20 protein-coding genes are annotated in these 14,890 nt (G+C 53.3%); 13 read left to right on the forward strand and 7 right to left on the reverse strand.

The genetic code is table 11. The features are described 5' to 3' along the window. Positions 1–3: 3 nt before the first annotated feature. On the forward strand, positions 4–396 hold the full coding sequence (locus tag L5220_RS05340; protein WP_227517411.1) for an Npun_F0494 family protein: 393 nt from the start codon (positions 4–6) through the stop codon (positions 394–396). Positions 397–494: 98 nt separating this feature from the next. Then, a complete protein-coding gene (gene acsF / locus L5220_RS05345; protein ID WP_499572172.1) occupies positions 495–1,637 on the forward strand; it encodes a magnesium-protoporphyrin IX monomethyl ester (oxidative) cyclase in 1,143 nt (380 codons plus the stop codon). A gap of 457 nt (positions 1,638–2,094) precedes the next feature. Here the strand turns inward: acsF and L5220_RS05350 are convergent, their stop codons facing one another. Further along, positions 2,095–3,078 carry a carbohydrate kinase family protein gene (locus L5220_RS05350; protein ID WP_499572174.1) on the reverse strand — a complete coding sequence of 328 codons (984 nt, stop codon included), beginning with the start codon at positions 3,076–3,078 and terminating at the stop codon, positions 2,095–2,097. A gap of 116 nt (positions 3,079–3,194) precedes the next feature. Between L5220_RS05350 and ndhC the strand changes: the two genes are divergently transcribed. The 3 genes from ndhC to dprA all read left to right on the forward strand — a co-directional run bounded on the left by ndhC (position 3,195) and on the right by dprA (position 5,270). After that, complete coding sequence (ndhC, locus tag L5220_RS05355; RefSeq protein WP_099799555.1) at positions 3,195–3,557, forward strand: photosynthetic/respiratory NAD(P)H-quinone oxidoreductase subunit C; 363 nt, start codon at positions 3,195–3,197, stop codon at positions 3,555–3,557. Positions 3,558–3,623: 66 nt separating this feature from the next. Next, the gene (locus L5220_RS05360) at positions 3,624–4,136 is read left to right on the forward strand and encodes an NAD(P)H-quinone oxidoreductase subunit J (protein ID WP_499572176.1); all 513 of its coding nucleotides are present in this window, start codon (positions 3,624–3,626) and stop codon (positions 4,134–4,136) included. Between the two features lie 9 nt (positions 4,137–4,145). Further along, positions 4,146–5,270 (forward strand): DNA-processing protein DprA, encoded by a 1,125-nt coding sequence (dprA, locus tag L5220_RS05365; RefSeq protein ID WP_499572179.1) that lies wholly within the window; start codon positions 4,146–4,148, stop codon positions 5,268–5,270. On the opposite strand, the gene L5220_RS05370 is transcribed toward dprA, so the two are convergent. After that, positions 5,267–5,632 carry a YkgJ family cysteine cluster protein gene (locus L5220_RS05370; RefSeq protein WP_099799552.1) on the reverse strand — a complete coding sequence of 122 codons (366 nt, stop codon included), beginning with the start codon at positions 5,630–5,632 and terminating at the stop codon, positions 5,267–5,269. The genes dprA and L5220_RS05370 overlap by 4 nt on opposite strands. Before the next feature lie 69 nt (positions 5,633–5,701). Here L5220_RS05370 and psb30 point away from each other — a divergent pair, with 69 nt between their 5' ends. Beyond that, positions 5,702–5,842 (forward strand): photosystem II reaction center protein Ycf12/Psb30, encoded by a 141-nt coding sequence (gene psb30 / locus L5220_RS05375; protein ID WP_099799551.1) that lies wholly within the window; start codon positions 5,702–5,704, stop codon positions 5,840–5,842. Positions 5,843–5,848: 6 nt separating this feature from the next. Here psb30 and L5220_RS05380 read toward each other — a convergent pair whose 3' ends face one another. The 3 genes from L5220_RS05380 to L5220_RS05390 form a co-directional block, all read right to left on the reverse strand. Further along, complete coding sequence (locus tag L5220_RS05380; RefSeq protein ID WP_499572181.1) at positions 5,849–7,054, reverse strand: 4-hydroxy-3-methylbut-2-enyl diphosphate reductase; 1,206 nt, start codon at positions 7,052–7,054, stop codon at positions 5,849–5,851. A gap of 68 nt (positions 7,055–7,122) precedes the next feature. Further along, the gene (locus tag L5220_RS05385; protein WP_499572183.1) at positions 7,123–7,638 is read right to left on the reverse strand and encodes a cofactor assembly of complex C subunit B; all 516 of its coding nucleotides are present in this window, start codon (positions 7,636–7,638) and stop codon (positions 7,123–7,125) included. Positions 7,639–7,664: 26 nt separating this feature from the next. Continuing rightward, positions 7,665–8,582, reverse strand: a complete 918-nt coding sequence (locus L5220_RS05390) for a cell division protein FtsQ/DivIB (protein ID WP_499572185.1) — start codon at positions 8,580–8,582, stop codon at positions 7,665–7,667. Between the two features lie 124 nt (positions 8,583–8,706). Here L5220_RS05390 and L5220_RS05395 point away from each other — a divergent pair, with 124 nt between their 5' ends. The 6 genes from L5220_RS05395 (at position 8,707) to L5220_RS05420 (ending at position 13,214) form a co-directional block, all read left to right on the forward strand. Continuing rightward, entirely contained in the window at positions 8,707–9,300 is a 594-nt protein-coding gene (locus tag L5220_RS05395; protein WP_099799549.1) for a hypothetical protein, read from the forward strand. Between the two features lie 10 nt (positions 9,301–9,310). Beyond that, complete coding sequence (gene hisB, locus L5220_RS05400; protein ID WP_499572194.1) at positions 9,311–9,946, forward strand: imidazoleglycerol-phosphate dehydratase HisB; 636 nt, start codon at positions 9,311–9,313, stop codon at positions 9,944–9,946. Between the two features lie 148 nt (positions 9,947–10,094). Beyond that, positions 10,095–10,205, forward strand: a complete 111-nt coding sequence (psbM, locus tag L5220_RS05405) for a photosystem II reaction center protein PsbM (RefSeq protein WP_099799548.1) — start codon at positions 10,095–10,097, stop codon at positions 10,203–10,205. Between the two features lie 66 nt (positions 10,206–10,271). After that, a complete protein-coding gene (locus tag L5220_RS05410) occupies positions 10,272–11,402 on the forward strand; it encodes an iron-containing alcohol dehydrogenase family protein (RefSeq protein WP_448514081.1) in 1,131 nt (376 codons plus the stop codon). Then, positions 11,403–12,599, forward strand: a complete 1,197-nt coding sequence (locus L5220_RS05415; protein ID WP_448514080.1) for an aspartate aminotransferase — start codon at positions 11,403–11,405, stop codon at positions 12,597–12,599. Positions 12,600–12,695: 96 nt separating this feature from the next. Continuing rightward, the gene (locus L5220_RS05420; protein WP_099799546.1) at positions 12,696–13,214 is read left to right on the forward strand and encodes an inorganic diphosphatase; all 519 of its coding nucleotides are present in this window, start codon (positions 12,696–12,698) and stop codon (positions 13,212–13,214) included. Here L5220_RS05420 and L5220_RS05425 read toward each other — a convergent pair. Next, a complete protein-coding gene (locus L5220_RS05425) occupies positions 13,211–13,978 on the reverse strand; it encodes an amino acid ABC transporter ATP-binding protein (RefSeq protein WP_499572188.1) in 768 nt (255 codons plus the stop codon). The two genes, L5220_RS05420 and L5220_RS05425, sit on opposite strands and share 4 nt — an antisense overlap. A 155-nt stretch (positions 13,979–14,133) precedes the next feature. Next, positions 14,134–14,583 carry an IS200/IS605 family transposase gene (gene tnpA / locus L5220_RS05430; RefSeq protein WP_499572190.1) on the reverse strand — a complete coding sequence of 150 codons (450 nt, stop codon included), beginning with the start codon at positions 14,581–14,583 and terminating at the stop codon, positions 14,134–14,136. Positions 14,584–14,657: 74 nt separating this feature from the next. On the opposite strand from tnpA, the gene L5220_RS05435 reads away from it, so the two are divergent. Further along, positions 14,658–14,890: transposase family protein (locus L5220_RS05435; protein WP_499572192.1), on the forward strand; the 233-nt coding region annotated here is incomplete at its 3' end.

Below are 14,890 nucleotides of genomic sequence, written 5' to 3' on the forward strand. Positions count from 1 at the left end.
GTAGTGCTTCTGCAACGTAAAGACACTGTGCCCATTCCCTATTCCGTCCATGTCCGCCAACGGGGCGATCGCGCCCTGCGGTGTAGTCCATTTTTACCCCAACTCTTCCGTGCGATGCAGCAAGGAAGTGTTGCGCTTTTAGAAATTGCTGCCCACAAGGGGGTGGAAGCGGGCTTTACGCGATCGCCGCTGCCAGCCTTAGTAGTCGAAGCGGAACTGGATTGGTTGATCCAAGTTGGCCTACTGCGCCGTGAAGTCGATGGCCAAGGGTTGACCGATCGCTATCGCCTTACCCCCTTGGGGCAATCCCTCCTAGAGGAGCTGGCGACTCAAGACTGGTCAGCCTCCTGGGGCGATCGCCTGCAAAACCTATGGAACCGTTGGTTTCATCCCTAGCAGAATGTAACGGTTCTGTAATGAGCCGTAATGCAGTGTCGTATTTTCGCTACCATGCTCTATAGAGTGCCGTTAGCGACAGCGAGACACAGCGTTTTATGGTCAATACCGTAGCTAAGCCCGAGTTTGAAGAACTGCGTCCGGGCGTCAAAGCCCCCGCTCAAGAAACCATCCTCACCCCCCGCTTCTACACCACCGATTTTGAAGCGATGGCGGAAATGAGCATCACTGAAAATGAGGCAGAACTTCAGGCTATCCTTGAAGAATTCCGCACCGACTACAACCGCCACCACTTTGTGCGGGATGCGGAATTTGAGCAATCGTGGGATCACATTGATGGCGAAACGCGGCAACTCTTCATTGAATTTCTAGAGCGCTCCTGTACCGCAGAATTTTCTGGCTTCCTGCTGTACAAAGAACTGAGCCGCAAGCTTAAAGATCGCAACCCAGTACTGGCAGAATGCTTTGCGCTAATGTCTCGGGATGAAGCGCGCCATGCGGGCTTCCTCAATAAAGCCATGTCGGACTTTAACTTATCCCTTGATTTGGGGTTCCTCACCCAAAGTCGCAGCTATACCTACTTTGAGCCAGAATTCATTTTCTACGCCACGTACCTCTCTGAAAAAATTGGCTACTGGCGCTATATCACCATCTATCGCCATCTCGAGAAGCACCCTGAGCATCGCATCTACCCAATTTTCCGCTTCTTTRAAAATTGGTGCCAAGATRAAAACCGCCACGGGGACTTCTTTGATGCCATTATGCGCGCCCAGCCACAGATGCTGGATCGCCCCCGTTCCTTCTGGCAAAAACTTAAAGAAATGCCGCTCTCGTTGTCAGGCAAGAAATGGGCACGCTATTTCATGATCTGCTGGCTGCCACCCACCCTCTGGTGCCGCTTCTTCCTCCTGTCGGTCTTTGCCACAATGTACCTCAACGATCTGCAGCGTGCGAAGTTCTATGCAGCCATTGGCCTCGATGCCCGGGAGTATGATCGCGAGGTGATTGCTAAAACCAATGAGACTGCTGGGCGAGTCTTCCCCATTATTTTGGATGTCGATCATCCCGAATTCTACCCTCGCCTTGAGAAATGTGTTGAGAACAATGCGAAGCTCAGCGAGATCGCCCGTGCGGGCGGTGGGTTCCTGAAAAAGCTCCCCCTCTATCTCTCTAACGTGGTGCAAATGGTGAAGCTGTTCTTACTGCCAGTGAAGGCACCAACCTCCGCACCCGTTCGCTAAGGCATCCTCTCGTTAGCAAGATAAAAGATAAGGTCAGGGTTATGCTCAAGAGAGCATAACCTTTTTTATTGTTTTGATAAAAATTATTGCCATAATGTTGCGAAACATTGCGTAAGTATGAAAAGATTCTAAAAGCTCTTTTTAGAAATGGGGATCGCTGAAATAGCCTATGGCGATGGGTTTGAACCTGTGATCAGATAAAAATCGACCTGTGGCAATTTCGTAGGATGGAGGTAGAGGTTTATTGCTTCGGAGTTGATCCCCGCGATGGATACCCCAGTGATTCCCCCCCCTACCTGTCGTTTTTGCTCCTTCTATCATTCCGAAGGGCGGCGTGGGGGAACGTGTGAAAAATTAAATGTGCCTGTGCGGGGGTTTTGGCGCGCTTGCTCCTTAGCAGTCGCTCCCACTAGGGCAGACTCCCTTCCCTCCTCATTGCAGACGGCAGTACCCCCAATCACGACATCTTTATTTTTCTTTGAGGATGATCCCGAAGCCATGCTGTAACCTCTTCAAGGGTAGGCTGGGCGGCGATCGCCCCTTTTTGGGTCGTCACTAAGGCACCGACAACAACTGCAAACTGTAAACAGTCGTGCTGCCAGTCTGGTTGGCGATAGTCTTCCGGTGTGCCTGTGAGCAATTGATAGAGCCACCCCGCCACAAACCCATCCCCTGCCCCCGTCGTATCCACAACTGCCATTGATGGGGGGTCAATCGTGCCAAGGTGGCCATGCCAACAGTAGCGAATGGGGGCACCGCCATCGGTAATGACAACGGCGCGATCGCCCACATCCCCCCAGAGGTGGCCATAAACCACTTGGGGATCACTACTAGAGAAAAATAGTTCTGCCTCTTCCTTCGCCAGCTTGAGAAAATTGGCGGCTTCCAAAAAAGGACGAATTTGCGCCACCGCCATCTCAGTATTTGGCCAAAAAATAGGCCGCCAATTGGCATCAATTAAAATATCTTTACCTTGGGCGTGCAACTGCTGCACAAGGTTCCGGAGAGTGGTTGCCGTTGGCTCAGTGGCTAAGGCAAGGGTTCCTGTGACCAGAAACCGCGCCGCTGCGACCTGCCTAGGGGAAATGGTGCTCCCTAGAAATTGGGTATCGGCAAAGGCTAAGGTATTGGCGGGGGCAAAGCCCACAAACTGGCGATCGCCCGTGGCACTCAATTTGACCCGCACCTGTCGAGTCGGCACACTGGGGATGGTCTCCATGCTACTAACATCCACCCCTATAGCGGCCAATTGCGATCGCGCTTGCTCCCCTAAGGCATCCTCCCCAACCGCCCCCAAAAATGCCGTAGGTACCCCCAGCTTGACCAAGCCACAGGCCACATTCGCGGGTGCGCCCCCCAGAAAACATTCCTCTGCCCCATCATCTCCTTCGATGCAGTCAACGAGAACCTCACCGAAGCATAAAACAGTAGCCTCTGACATTGCTAATAATTTGCTATTAGTGGATTTAGTTTTTTCTATTGATCCCTAGCCTAGCGATTGCTGGGGGAGTGTGTCAAAATGGTAGCGATTCCAACATAGAAAGGTGCGCTGCAACTGTGTTTGTTCTCACGGGCTACGAGTATTTTCTTGGCTTTTTGCTCATTTGTGGGTTAGTACCGGTTCTTGCCCTTGCGGCCTCCGCCGCTGTCCGACCCAAGTCAGGCCGGATGATCCGCCTCACCACTTACGAATCGGGGATGGAACCCATTGGTGGCGCATGGATTCAGTTCAATGTTCGCTACTACATGTTCGCGCTGGTGTTCGTTATTTTTGACGTGGAAACGGTGTTTTTGTACCCTTGGGCAGTGGCCTTCCACCAGTTAGGGGTGCTGGCCTTTATCGAAGCCTTGATATTCATTGCCGTGCTTGTGGTTGCCTTGGTCTATGCATGGCGTAAGCGCGCGCTGGAATGGTCGTAGCTATCCTGAACTTCTGACTTTGTGTATGTATCTCTCGCCGTTCTGCAATAGTGTTGGAGCCAACCCATGACTGATACCCCCCATAGCGATGCCCCTATTGTTGAGGCAGGCCCGATTAGCCGCTGGTTGCAGTCTCAAAACCTGACCGTAGAATACTTAGGGCTTGATGCCTCTAGAGTAGAGCTGCTGAAGGTGGATCGCGATTGTCTGTTAGCCGTTTGTCAAGCACTTTACGCCGATGGCTTTAACTATTTACAGTGCCAAGCGGCCTACGATGCTGGTCCGGGGCAAGAGTTAGTGAGCACCTACCATCTCATTAAGCTGAGCGATGCGGCCGATCGCCCCCCAGAAGTTCGCCTCAAGGTATTTGTGCCGCGGGATGATGCTCGGGTTCCTTCAGTGTATTGGATTTGGAAAACAGCGGACTGGCAAGAGCGGGAATCCTACGATATGTTTGGCATTGTCTATGAGGGGCACCCCCACCTGAAACGGTTACTCATGCCTGAAGATTGGGTGGGCTGGCCTTTGCGCAAGGATTACATCACCCCTGACTTTTACGAACTTCAGGAAGCTTACTAGCGATCGCCAGTGGCTGTTCCCACCGATGCGGCCTACTGGTATAGCTGGGCACAGGTTCCCGGCATTGGGCCGGTACTGTTGCAACGCTTACGGCAACACTTTGGCACGCTGAAAGCGGCATGGGAGGCGCCGCTGCGTGACCTAGGAGCCGTAGAGGGGATTGGCACAAAACTCTTGGCGGTGATTGAGCAGCAGCGATCTAGTGATACTCCTGAACGCGCCTATGCGGAGCACGCTCGGCAAAACCCGCAGCATTGGGTCTATGGTGACACAGGGTATCCCCACCTCCTCACGGAAATTCCGGATCCACCCCCCCTGTTGTACTACGGTGGCACCTTAGGTGCGAGTGTCTTCACGTCGGCACAGGGGGCGATCGCCATTGTGGGCACCCGAGATCCATCGGAATACGGTCGCCGCTGGGCACGCAAGCTGGGATACTGCCTAGGCCAAGCTGGCTTTGTCGTGGCCTCGGGGATGGCCGCTGGCATTGATGCTGAAGCCCATTGGGGCTGCCTTGAGAGTGGTGGCAGCACCATCGCCGTTTTAGCCACTGGGGTGGATATGATTTACCCACCCGAAAACCAAGCTCTGTATTGGCAACTGGTACAGCGCGGTGCGCTCTTGAGTGAGTATCCCCGTGGTACTAGTCCGGATCGCGCTCAGTTTCCGCGCCGCAATCGCATTATTGCTGGTCTGTGCCGCGCGGTCATTATTGTTGAAGCCCCCTTCAAATCCGGTGCCCTGATTACGGCACGCTATGCTGCCGAGTATGGCCGCGATGTCTATGTTCTGCCGGGTCACCTCGATAACCATCGCTCCAAGGGGGGACTTAGCTTAGTGAATCAGGGAGCACACATTATTTTGGGGGAAGAAGCACTGCTGCAACAACTGGGGCAAACGCCTCCCCTTCAGCTACCCTCTCCCCCAGCCGTGCCACAGCTGACGCCTCAACAGCAGCAAATTTTGCAAACCCTGAGTCACCTCAGCGTCCAAGGGCACACTGGCAGCATTGCCTTTGATGACATTGTGCAGGCAGTACCCCTCGATACCGGCACTGTGGCGGCTGAACTGCTGACCCTAGAACTTCTCGGGGTGGTGCAGCAGGAACCCGGCAACCGCTATCTTCTCCCCTAGCTATCCGCTAGAGACTGTGTCAGGGCATACTCGTAGCGAAGTAGCTCCAAGCTGCGCTCACCGTAGCGATCGCTAATGTGTTCACGACAGCAGGCGATCGCAAACTCGTCTAGTTCCTCAGCCGTAATACCGTACAGATCGGCAAACACCTCAGGGGTAACGCGACAAAAGCGCGGACGCTCGGCATAAATTTGGCAGCGGCGGGTGATTGGCTCAAAGTGAATACACCAGCCATCCTCACCAATCAGGGATTGGTACAGGGCAAACTCAGCCTCATCAAGGATGGTGGCCACCTCTGGGCGATCGCTCAAGTCGAGATAGCAACACGCCCCACAGCCTTGCATACATTGCCATGTTGCCATGCTTAGAGTGCTCCAACCTGCCGTAAAATAGAACCACAATGACCTACCGCTGATTGCTCGGGAGAACCTATGGGAATCTTCAACGGAATTATTGATTTTGTCGCCAACATTAACTTTGAAGTCATTGCCCAACTGACGATGATTAGCATGATTGGTCTTGCTGGCCCTATGGTGGTGTTCCTCTTGGCTGTGCGCCGTGGTAACCTTTAAGTCCCGCTAGAGGAGGCAGGGTGCCTTGAGGGCAAAAATTTTCTGGAGAACGTCCTCCACCACCTTGTCAGGGGTTGAGGCTCCCGAAGTCACCCCAATAGTCACTGGGCGATCGGGAAGCCAGTTTTCGGCTACGGTTAACTCCTGATTGAGCGGTTTATGCTCAATCCGATTGCCAGGCCCGATGCGATCGGCAGCGTCAATATGGTACGAGGGAATGCCGTGCTCAATAGCAATTTCTTGGAGGTGGGTTGTATTGGAAGAGTTATAGCCCCCAATCACCACCATCAAATCAAGGGGTTCCTCAACCAAGGACAGCATGGCATCCTGCCGCTCTTGGGTGGCATCGCAAATGGTATTAAAGCTTTGGAAGTGATTGTTCAGTTGGTCGGGGCCATACTTTTGCATCATCGTCCGCTCAAATAACTTACCAATCTGCTCTGTTTCACCCTTGAGCATTGTTGTTTGGTTGGCAATCCCCACCCGCACCAAGTCTCGATCTGGGTCAAAGTCCGCTGATGCTGCCTTGGCAAACTTTGCCATAAAGGCATGGCGATCGCCCCCATGGAGAATGTAATCGCAAACGTAGCGGGCTTCCTCAAGGTTCAGCACAATCAAGTACGTCCCCGCAAAGGAACTCGTGGCAATCGTTTCTTCGTGATTATATTTGCCGTGAATAATTGAGGTGAAGCTCACTTTTTTGTGCTTCTCAACGCTGTGCCACACTTTTGAGACCCACGGACACGTCGTATCCACAATGGTGCAGCCGCGCTCATTGAGTAACTGCATCTCCTGCACACTTGCCCCAAAGGCAGGCAGAATCACAACATCCCCCTGCGCAACATTGCTAAAATCCTTCACGCCGTTAAGGACGGGAATAAACTCCACCTGCATCTGCCGCAGCCGCTCATTCACCGACGGATTGTGGATAATTTCGTTGGTAATCCAGATGCGCTCTGTGGGAAAGTGAGTGCGGGTTTCGTAGGCAAGGGCAACGGCGCGCTCCACCCCCCAGCAAAAGCCAAAGGCTTCCGCCAAACGAATGGTGACATCGCCGTGCTGCCAGCGGTAGCCATTATCACGAATTTGCTGAATGAGAGAACTTTGGTACTCTCCTTGAAGTTGTTCGTTGACTACTTCCCCGTGGCCAAACCCTTTGCGGTGATAATTTCCAGAACTGTGTAGCGATCGCTTAAAGGCGCGGGTATCCATAGGTCTCCTCATGCAGCAACCTAGAGGTATTGTGACATACTCCCCGCCCTTCCCTTACCAAGCAGTCCTCAGACCAACGTGGCCAGATACTTGGCAAAGGCAATTAACTCATCGCGATGCCCGCTCATGGTGACTTGCGTGTGCTCAGGCTGCGGCTCTAAAACTAATTGAACCGTTTCAACCCGCTGCGCCCCGCGCCAGTAAAACCACGGTGCCACAGGCGCCAAGCCCACCAAGCCAAAGGCTAAAATCCCCCTTGGGGGAAACAACACCGTCACAGCTAGGGCAATACAGGTGGCTCCAGCGACCGCCAAGCCAAAGAGGAGAGCCGCTAAAAAACGACTAGCGGCCACGGTTCCCTGAAACGTAACCTGTCGGCCATCGCTGCTCACCGAGTGCAGCCGATACCCCCGCTGTTGAAAATACTGCTTCAGCAGGTCGCCCACCTCGGCGACTGGACGGGCGATCGCCCACACCTTTGTTTCTAAGCGCTCCTTCGTGGAGGCTCGCACAAAAAAGACAAAGCCAATGGCTAATAGACTGGTGAGCAACAGCGTGGATGGATAAACTAAATCAATTGGCATAGCAGTATTCCAAGCTATTGGGGGCACTAAGGGGTCTGCCGTGGCAAGGGTTGCTGCGTGGGCTGATTGCGCATTTGCACAAGGGGTTCCTGAGGATTCACCAAATCTATAAAAACAATTTGGCGCGGATCCAGATAGTCAGGGAGTTGCTGCAAATTTACCAAAGCCATCAGTTGTTGCTCAAGGACATGGCTGTTCCACTGCACTGCGCCAAGATGCACGGGTGCCAACGGTGTTTGCACAATTAAGTTTTGCTCATTGCGCCAGTCTATCGCAATAATCGGCAGGGATTGGCGTTGCAGGAGGCGGTAAAGCTGCTGCCATTGTTGTTGGCGATCGCGGGAGACCGCCAGCACATTGGGGCGAGATGGCGTACTCACTGCCACAAAGTACCCCTGAATCATCAGTGTGGGAGCCGGATTCAGGGCAGTTGCTTGGTAACTGGTACTAGGAGCCACCGCCCCTGTCGCGTCAATAAACCAGCGACTAGCAGGGCCTTGGGGTTGCCCCCCTTCACTGATCACCAAGCACTGGCGACAGGTGGTGACGGCCACGGGTAAGCGTTCCTGTACCTCAACGATGAGCTGGGGAGGAAAAAGTTGGCGGGCAATGGTGACTCGCTGTAGCGGTAAGGTTGCCTCTAGGCTTTGAATCAGGGGTTGAGGCTGTAGCCGCAGCAGGGATTGGGGATAATCTAGGGCTAGCTGGGCTTGAATGGCCGTTGTCTTGAGCAACACATTGCCGCGAATCTGCACTTGATCGGGGCGACGAATAATCCAGTCGGGCAGTGTCAGCCCCCACACCAGCCCGCCAGTCAACCCCAACAGCACCATTGTTCGCCATAAACCAGCTAGTTGCCGCCAGCGACGCTTACTTTGCAGTTGACGGCGGCGTTCACGGATGGCATCGTTGGCCGCTGCACCTTGGCGGGAGGGATTTACCATACCCACTGCCTCAGAAATCTTGGGAATTGGAACCTTAAATGTAAACTCTTTGTCATGCTTGGTGATAAGATACCCGTTGTCAATTGTCGTCTTGACTGCCTCCATCTTATAAAGGGTCAGCACCATGCCCGTTACCACCTCTGCCAACTGGTCAAGATCATCCCTCCTGCTTGGGGTTGTACTGCTGGGAGTACCGACCCGAGCGGTGCTGGCTCAAACAGCGTCGCCAAGTGTTGAAATTGTAGCTCCGACCCCTCCCGCCGGTGGCTCGGTCTATACCATCGAGGGAGGCAAACGACTCATGGATGAGGCGGCAGCGGCAGTGAGTGGCCGTAACTATCCCTTAGCGGCACGGAAGCTGTTGGAAGCGCGTACCGTGATGAACCAACTGTCCAATTTTTACCAATCCCTGAGTTCAAGTTTTTTGGGGATTGATAGCAATGCCGCCGACAGTAGCCGACGACGGGCACTGGAAACTGCGCAATTGCGAGATCAAGCCACGTTTCAGCTTGCCCTTGTCTATCGGGCAAATAACCAACCAGAGCTAGCGGTGCCCCTGCTTGTGGAAATTATCCGCAGTCAAAACCCCACCCGCGAACTGGGGCAAAAAGCGTATCAGCAATTGCTAGAATTGGGCTTTGTGGATGTGCCGTTTCCGCGCGCTGGCACGGTTCCGGCAGCCACGGGAACGCCGGCCACGCCAACGCCTAGTAACTAACCTGTCCATGATGGTTTCTGACGTATCTACCCCTCAAGGTCGTGAGGTGCTGCCACGGCAGGCGATTGTTGATCGCCAAACCAAGGAGACCCGTGTTCACGTCGAGGTGTGCTTAGACGGCACGGGAATAGCCCACAATGACACGGGAATTCCCTTCTTGGATCATATGCTGGATCAGTTGTGCTCCCATGGCTTACTAGATTTACGGGTGCAGGCCACCGGAGATACTCACATTGACGATCATCACACCAATGAGGATGTGGGAATTACTTTGGGGATGGCCTTAGACCAAGCCTTGGGCGATCGCCGGGGTATTCAGCGGTTTGGCCATTTTGTTGCTCCCCTTGATGAAAGTTTAGTGGAGGTGGCACTAGACTGCTCCGGTCGTCCCCACCTCAGCTACGGACTGAATATTCCCACTCAACGGGTGGGCACCTACGATACCCAACTGGTACGGGAATTTTTTGTGGCGCTAGTGAACCACAGCCGCATGACCCTGCACCTGCGGCAGCTTGACGGCTTGAACTCTCACCATATCATTGAGGCCACCTTCAAAGCCTTTGCGCGGGCACTACGGATGGCGATCGCCATTGACCCACGACGTGACCAGCAAATCCCTAGCTCTAAGGGAATCATTCAAGCCTAGAGCGCAATGGGGTATGATAACTCTTGCAGTCTATCTGCGCTTGATTCATGGGCTGCTCGGGTGCATGAGCCGCCATAACCACTGATCTGGCCAGCTTAGCCTGTAGCGTAACCCTACTTAAACCTTAGTCAACAGAAAGCAGGACACTATGGAAGTCAACGATCTCGGCTTAGTGGCAACCGCGATGTTTGTACTGGTGCCAACGGTGTTTCTCATTATCTTGTACGTGCAAACAGAAAGTCAGCAGAAAAGTAACTAATATAGATCTCTATGGCACTAGTTCGATAACGTCTATGTGCCAAGGTATCTAGAGCATGTAGGTTTTATCGTGCCTGTGACTGCGGCTGATCTTTCATTGTTGTGCGTTGCGCCAACCCACGTCTATCGAGGGTGGTCGATTCTCCCTAAAGCTGGAGAGGCCATTGCCCATCTAGGGCAGCGTGCCTTGGTGGTAGCCTCTCCACGGCGCTACCAATCCATAGAGGCCGACTTAGGGGCGATCGCCCAACGCCTTGAGTTAAAGGTGGGAACCTTTCACGGTGAATGCAGCGAAGCGACCCTAACCACATTGCAGCAGGAGGCAACGGATCACCGGTGTGATCTCATCATCGGGATTGGGGGTGGGAAGGCTCTTGATACCGCAAAGCTACTGGCAGATCAATTAGGCGTGCCGGTGGTTACGATTCCTACCTCAGCAGCAACCTGTGCAGCATGGACGGCCTTAGCCAATATTTACACCGAGACTGGCGCTTTTGCTTACGATGTTCCCCTAAAGCGCTGCCCCGATCTCCTGCTTCTAGACTATGCCTTGGTACAGAGTGCCCCCAAGCGCACCCTAGTAGCGGGTATTGGCGATGCTCTTGCCAAGTGGTACGAAGCCTCTGTGAGTAGCGGCAGCACTCAGGCCACCCTCACCGTCGCCGCAGTTCAGCAGGCGCGAGTTTTGCGGGACTTGTTACTACAGCAATCTGTGAGTGCTCTCAACGAGGTGGGTAGCCCTGTGTGGGAGAATGTGGTGGATGCCACCACCTTAGTAGCGGGGATAATCGGTGGCCTAGGGGGTGCCCAGTGTCGTACTGTTGCTGCCCATGCCATCCATAATGGCCTCACCCACCTGCCCCAAAGTAAGCATACCCTCCACGGCGAAAAAGTGGCCTACGGCATTTTAGTGCAATTACGATTGGAAGAATTGGTGCAGGGGAGTCAACTAGCGACCAGTGCGCGGCAGCAACTGTGCCAGTTCTATGAGCAGGTGGGCTTACCCCTCAACCTTCAGCAGTTAGGCTTGCAGGAGGCAAGTTTGGCACAACTCCAGTACGCGGCCACCGTGGCCTGTGCGCCTGAGTCGGATATTCATTACCTGCCCTTTGCCGTGACCCCGGAATTAGTGCTAGAAGCCATGGTGTCCACGCTGGTCGGCTATACCTCTAAGGTGATGGATGGGAGTGCCCGTTGAATGGGTCTAGATTGGATTGCGCCTGCCGATCGCCTCGGAGCGTTGCCCCCTTATGTCTTTGCCCGTCTTGACGAGCTAAAGTTACAAGCCCGCCAGCAAGGTCTGGATCTCATTGATTTGGGGATGGGCAACCCCGATGGTGCGGCACCCCGCCCAGTGATTGAGGCGGCGATCGCTGCCTTTGAGGAACCCAGCTATCATGGCTACCCGCCCTTCGAGGGAACAGCGGTATTCCGGCAAGCGATTACCCGCTGGTATGACCGTCGCTACAATGTCTCCCTCGATGCCGATGGCGAAGCCCTGCCGCTGTTGGGGTCTAAGGAGGGACTGACTCACCTCGCCTTGGCCTACGTGAACCCAGGCGATGTGGTTCTGGTTCCCAGCCCCGCCTATCCGGCTCATTTTCGCGGGCCGGCGATCGCCGGTGCCAATATCTATCCTCTTATCCTTAAGGCTGAGAAACAGTGGCTTATTGACGTGAGCGAGATTCCCACAGATGTGGCTCGCCAAGCCAAGGTGCTGTACTTTAACTACCCGAGTAACCCCACCGCCGCTACTGCTCCTCGCGCATTTTTTGAAGAGATCGTAGCCTTTGCGCGGGAGTACCACATTCTCTTGGTTCATGACCTGTGCTATGCCGAGCTGGCTTTTGATGGCTATCAGCCCACGAGCCTGCTAGAAATTGACGGCGCCAAGGAGATTGGAGTGGAGTTTCACACCCTTTCGAAAACCTACAATATGGCGGGCTGGCGGGTTGGCTTTGTAGTGGGCAACCGCCATATTATCCAAGGGCTGCGCACCCTGAAAACAAATTTAGACTATGGGGTTTTTTCGGTGCTGCAAAAGGCCGCTGAAGTTGCCCTGAGCTTGCCGGATAGTTATTTGACCGCGGTGTGCGATCGCTACCGCCAGCGACGGGATTTTTTAATTCGCGGCTTGGCAGAACTTGGCTGGCAGATTCCGCCCACAAAAGCCACGATGTACTTGTGGGTGCCGACTCCTCCGGGGCTTGGCTCGACGGACTTTGCCCTGAAGCTCCTTCAGGAAACTGGCGTGGTTGTGACTCCGGGCAATGCCTTTGGCGAGGGGGGTGAGGGCTACGTGCGCATCAGCTTAATTGCCAACTGCGATCGCCTAGGGGAAGCGTTGCAGCGGATGGCTCAAGCTAACATCCGCTTTTCGAGTTTGGCCCCCTAAGACGGTACAATGCAGAAGCATTCAGCTACAGCATCGAATGCCTTTGATTATTTTTGGTTATTTTGTTGTTGTCAATTTCACCCTTAATCCATTCCTATGAGTTTAGACCTCAGCCGTATTCCTGCCCAGCCCAAGCCGGGAGTGATCAACGTTTTAGTGGAAATTGCCGGTGGCAGCCGCAACAAATACGAGTTTGACAAAGACATGAATGCCTTTGCCCTCGATCGCGTCCTTTACTCAGCGGTGAACTATCCCTACGACTATGGCTTTGTCCCCAATACCCTCGCCGATGATGGGGATCCCCTCGATGGCTTGGTAATGATGGATGAGCCAACCTTTCCGGGCTGTGTGATCGCGGCACGTCCCATTGGTATGTTGGAAATGATTGACAGTGGCGATCGCGACGAAAAGATTCTCTGCGTGCCTGCTGCAGATCCCCGCTATGCCGAGGTCAAATCCCTCAAAGATGTGGCACCGCACCGCCTCGAGGAAATTGCTGAATTCTTCCGCACCTACAAAAACCTGCAAAAGAAAATCACTGAAATCCTTGGCTGGCAGGATGTGGATGCCGTGCAGCCCTTAGTGGAAAAATGCATTAAGGCTTATAAGGGCTAGTGCCTCACGAGCACACGCTCTAAAAAGAGACGGGTACGCTCCTGCTGCGGATGGCGGAATAGCTCGTGGGGCGACCCTTCTTCAATAATTTGCCCCTCTGCCAAAAACACCACCCGACAGGAGACCTCGCGGGCAAACTGCATCTCGTGGGTGACAACCACCATCGTCATCGCCTCCTCGGCCAACTGCCGCATCACCGCCAAGACATCCCCCACCAGTTCCGGATCAAGGGCAGAGGTGGGTTCATCAAAGAGGAGAATTTGCGGTTGCATGGCGAGTGCCCGGGCGATCGCCACCCGCTGTTTTTGCCCGCCCGAAAGTTGGTTGGGGTACACATGCCGTTTCTCTGCTAGCCCCACCTTTGCCAGCAAATGCTCGGCCATGTCCGTAGCCAGGCGCTTTGGTAGTTTGCGCACCAGTATCGGCGCTTCGATAATATTTTGTAGCACCGTCATGTGGGGGAACAAATTAAAGTTTTGGAACACCATCCCCACATCGCGGCGAATTACCTTCAACTGTTGCGGCGTAGCCACAGGCGGCAAGCGATGACCAAGGATGACAATGCTGCCGGACTGATAGGTTTCGAGGCCATTCAAACATCGTAGCAAGGTACTTTTACCGGAGCCACTGGGGCCAATGAGTGCTACAACTTCTTGCTTGGCTACCCTAAAGTTAATGTTTTTTAGCACATGGCGATCGCCAAAGTACTTGTTGAGGTTGCGAGTTTCAATCAAAATCTCTGGTGCTGCCCCTAGGCCATTCATGCCAACCTCCAAGAATACTCTTTGATATTTTCATCCCTAATCAAACTCTAGACAAATCGGCTTATAGAAACTGGAGGGTTCGGGAACCGGATAAAACCTCGCTCGTTCACGACGGGGATACAGAACGATTCCCGCGCCTACGGCAGTAGGCAGAGTCAGCCTTGACATTCTTCGATATACCGTTTCACTGTCTGGGCTGAAACGTTCCCGGTAGTACCCCAATAATAACTGTGTTCCCAGAGTTGGGATTTTTCATGCAGGTTTTTGAGATGTGGAAATTCCATTCTGAGCCGTCTTGAACTGTACCCTTTCATGATGGTCACCGCCTGAGAAGCTGACATTCTAGGAGGAAACGACACAAACACATGAACATGATCCATCAAGGTTCGGTCTACCTCAATGGCGATTAGTTCCATATCGTTGTTTTCAGTCGCTTCAGTCACATACCTTTTGATTGCTTCAATGATTGCTTCGTTGGTAAATATTTTGCGGCGCTTGAACGGAATCCAGACAAAGTGATGTCCTGACTGATACTTGCAATGACGAGTCGATTTTAGCTGTGTACCATCTTCTCTCATACGGTTGCTATTCACGTAAATCGGCATCTATAATAACTGCATACCATCTGGGTCTATCGGACTTGGTATGCTAATGTAACATGCTATACGAAATCTGAGATATGCAGCTACTTCTAACTGATCTACTCAACCTACCTGGAATTGAGGTTGAAGATTATACCGATGTTGCGGGAGAATTGATTCTTATAGTGGAAGCAAAGACAACCGAGGCGATTTGCCCACGTTGCCAACAAAAAAGTTGTCATTTACACCAGAATCATTGGTATCTAGTGCGAGATTTAAGCATCAGTGGACGAACCGTATTTCTTAAGATCAATCGTCGCCAGTTTAAGTA

The organism is Synechococcus sp. PCC 6716 (assembly GCF_022570815.1).
GTDB lineage: Bacteria > Cyanobacteriota > Cyanobacteriia > Thermosynechococcales > Thermosynechococcaceae > Thermosynechococcus > Thermosynechococcus lividus.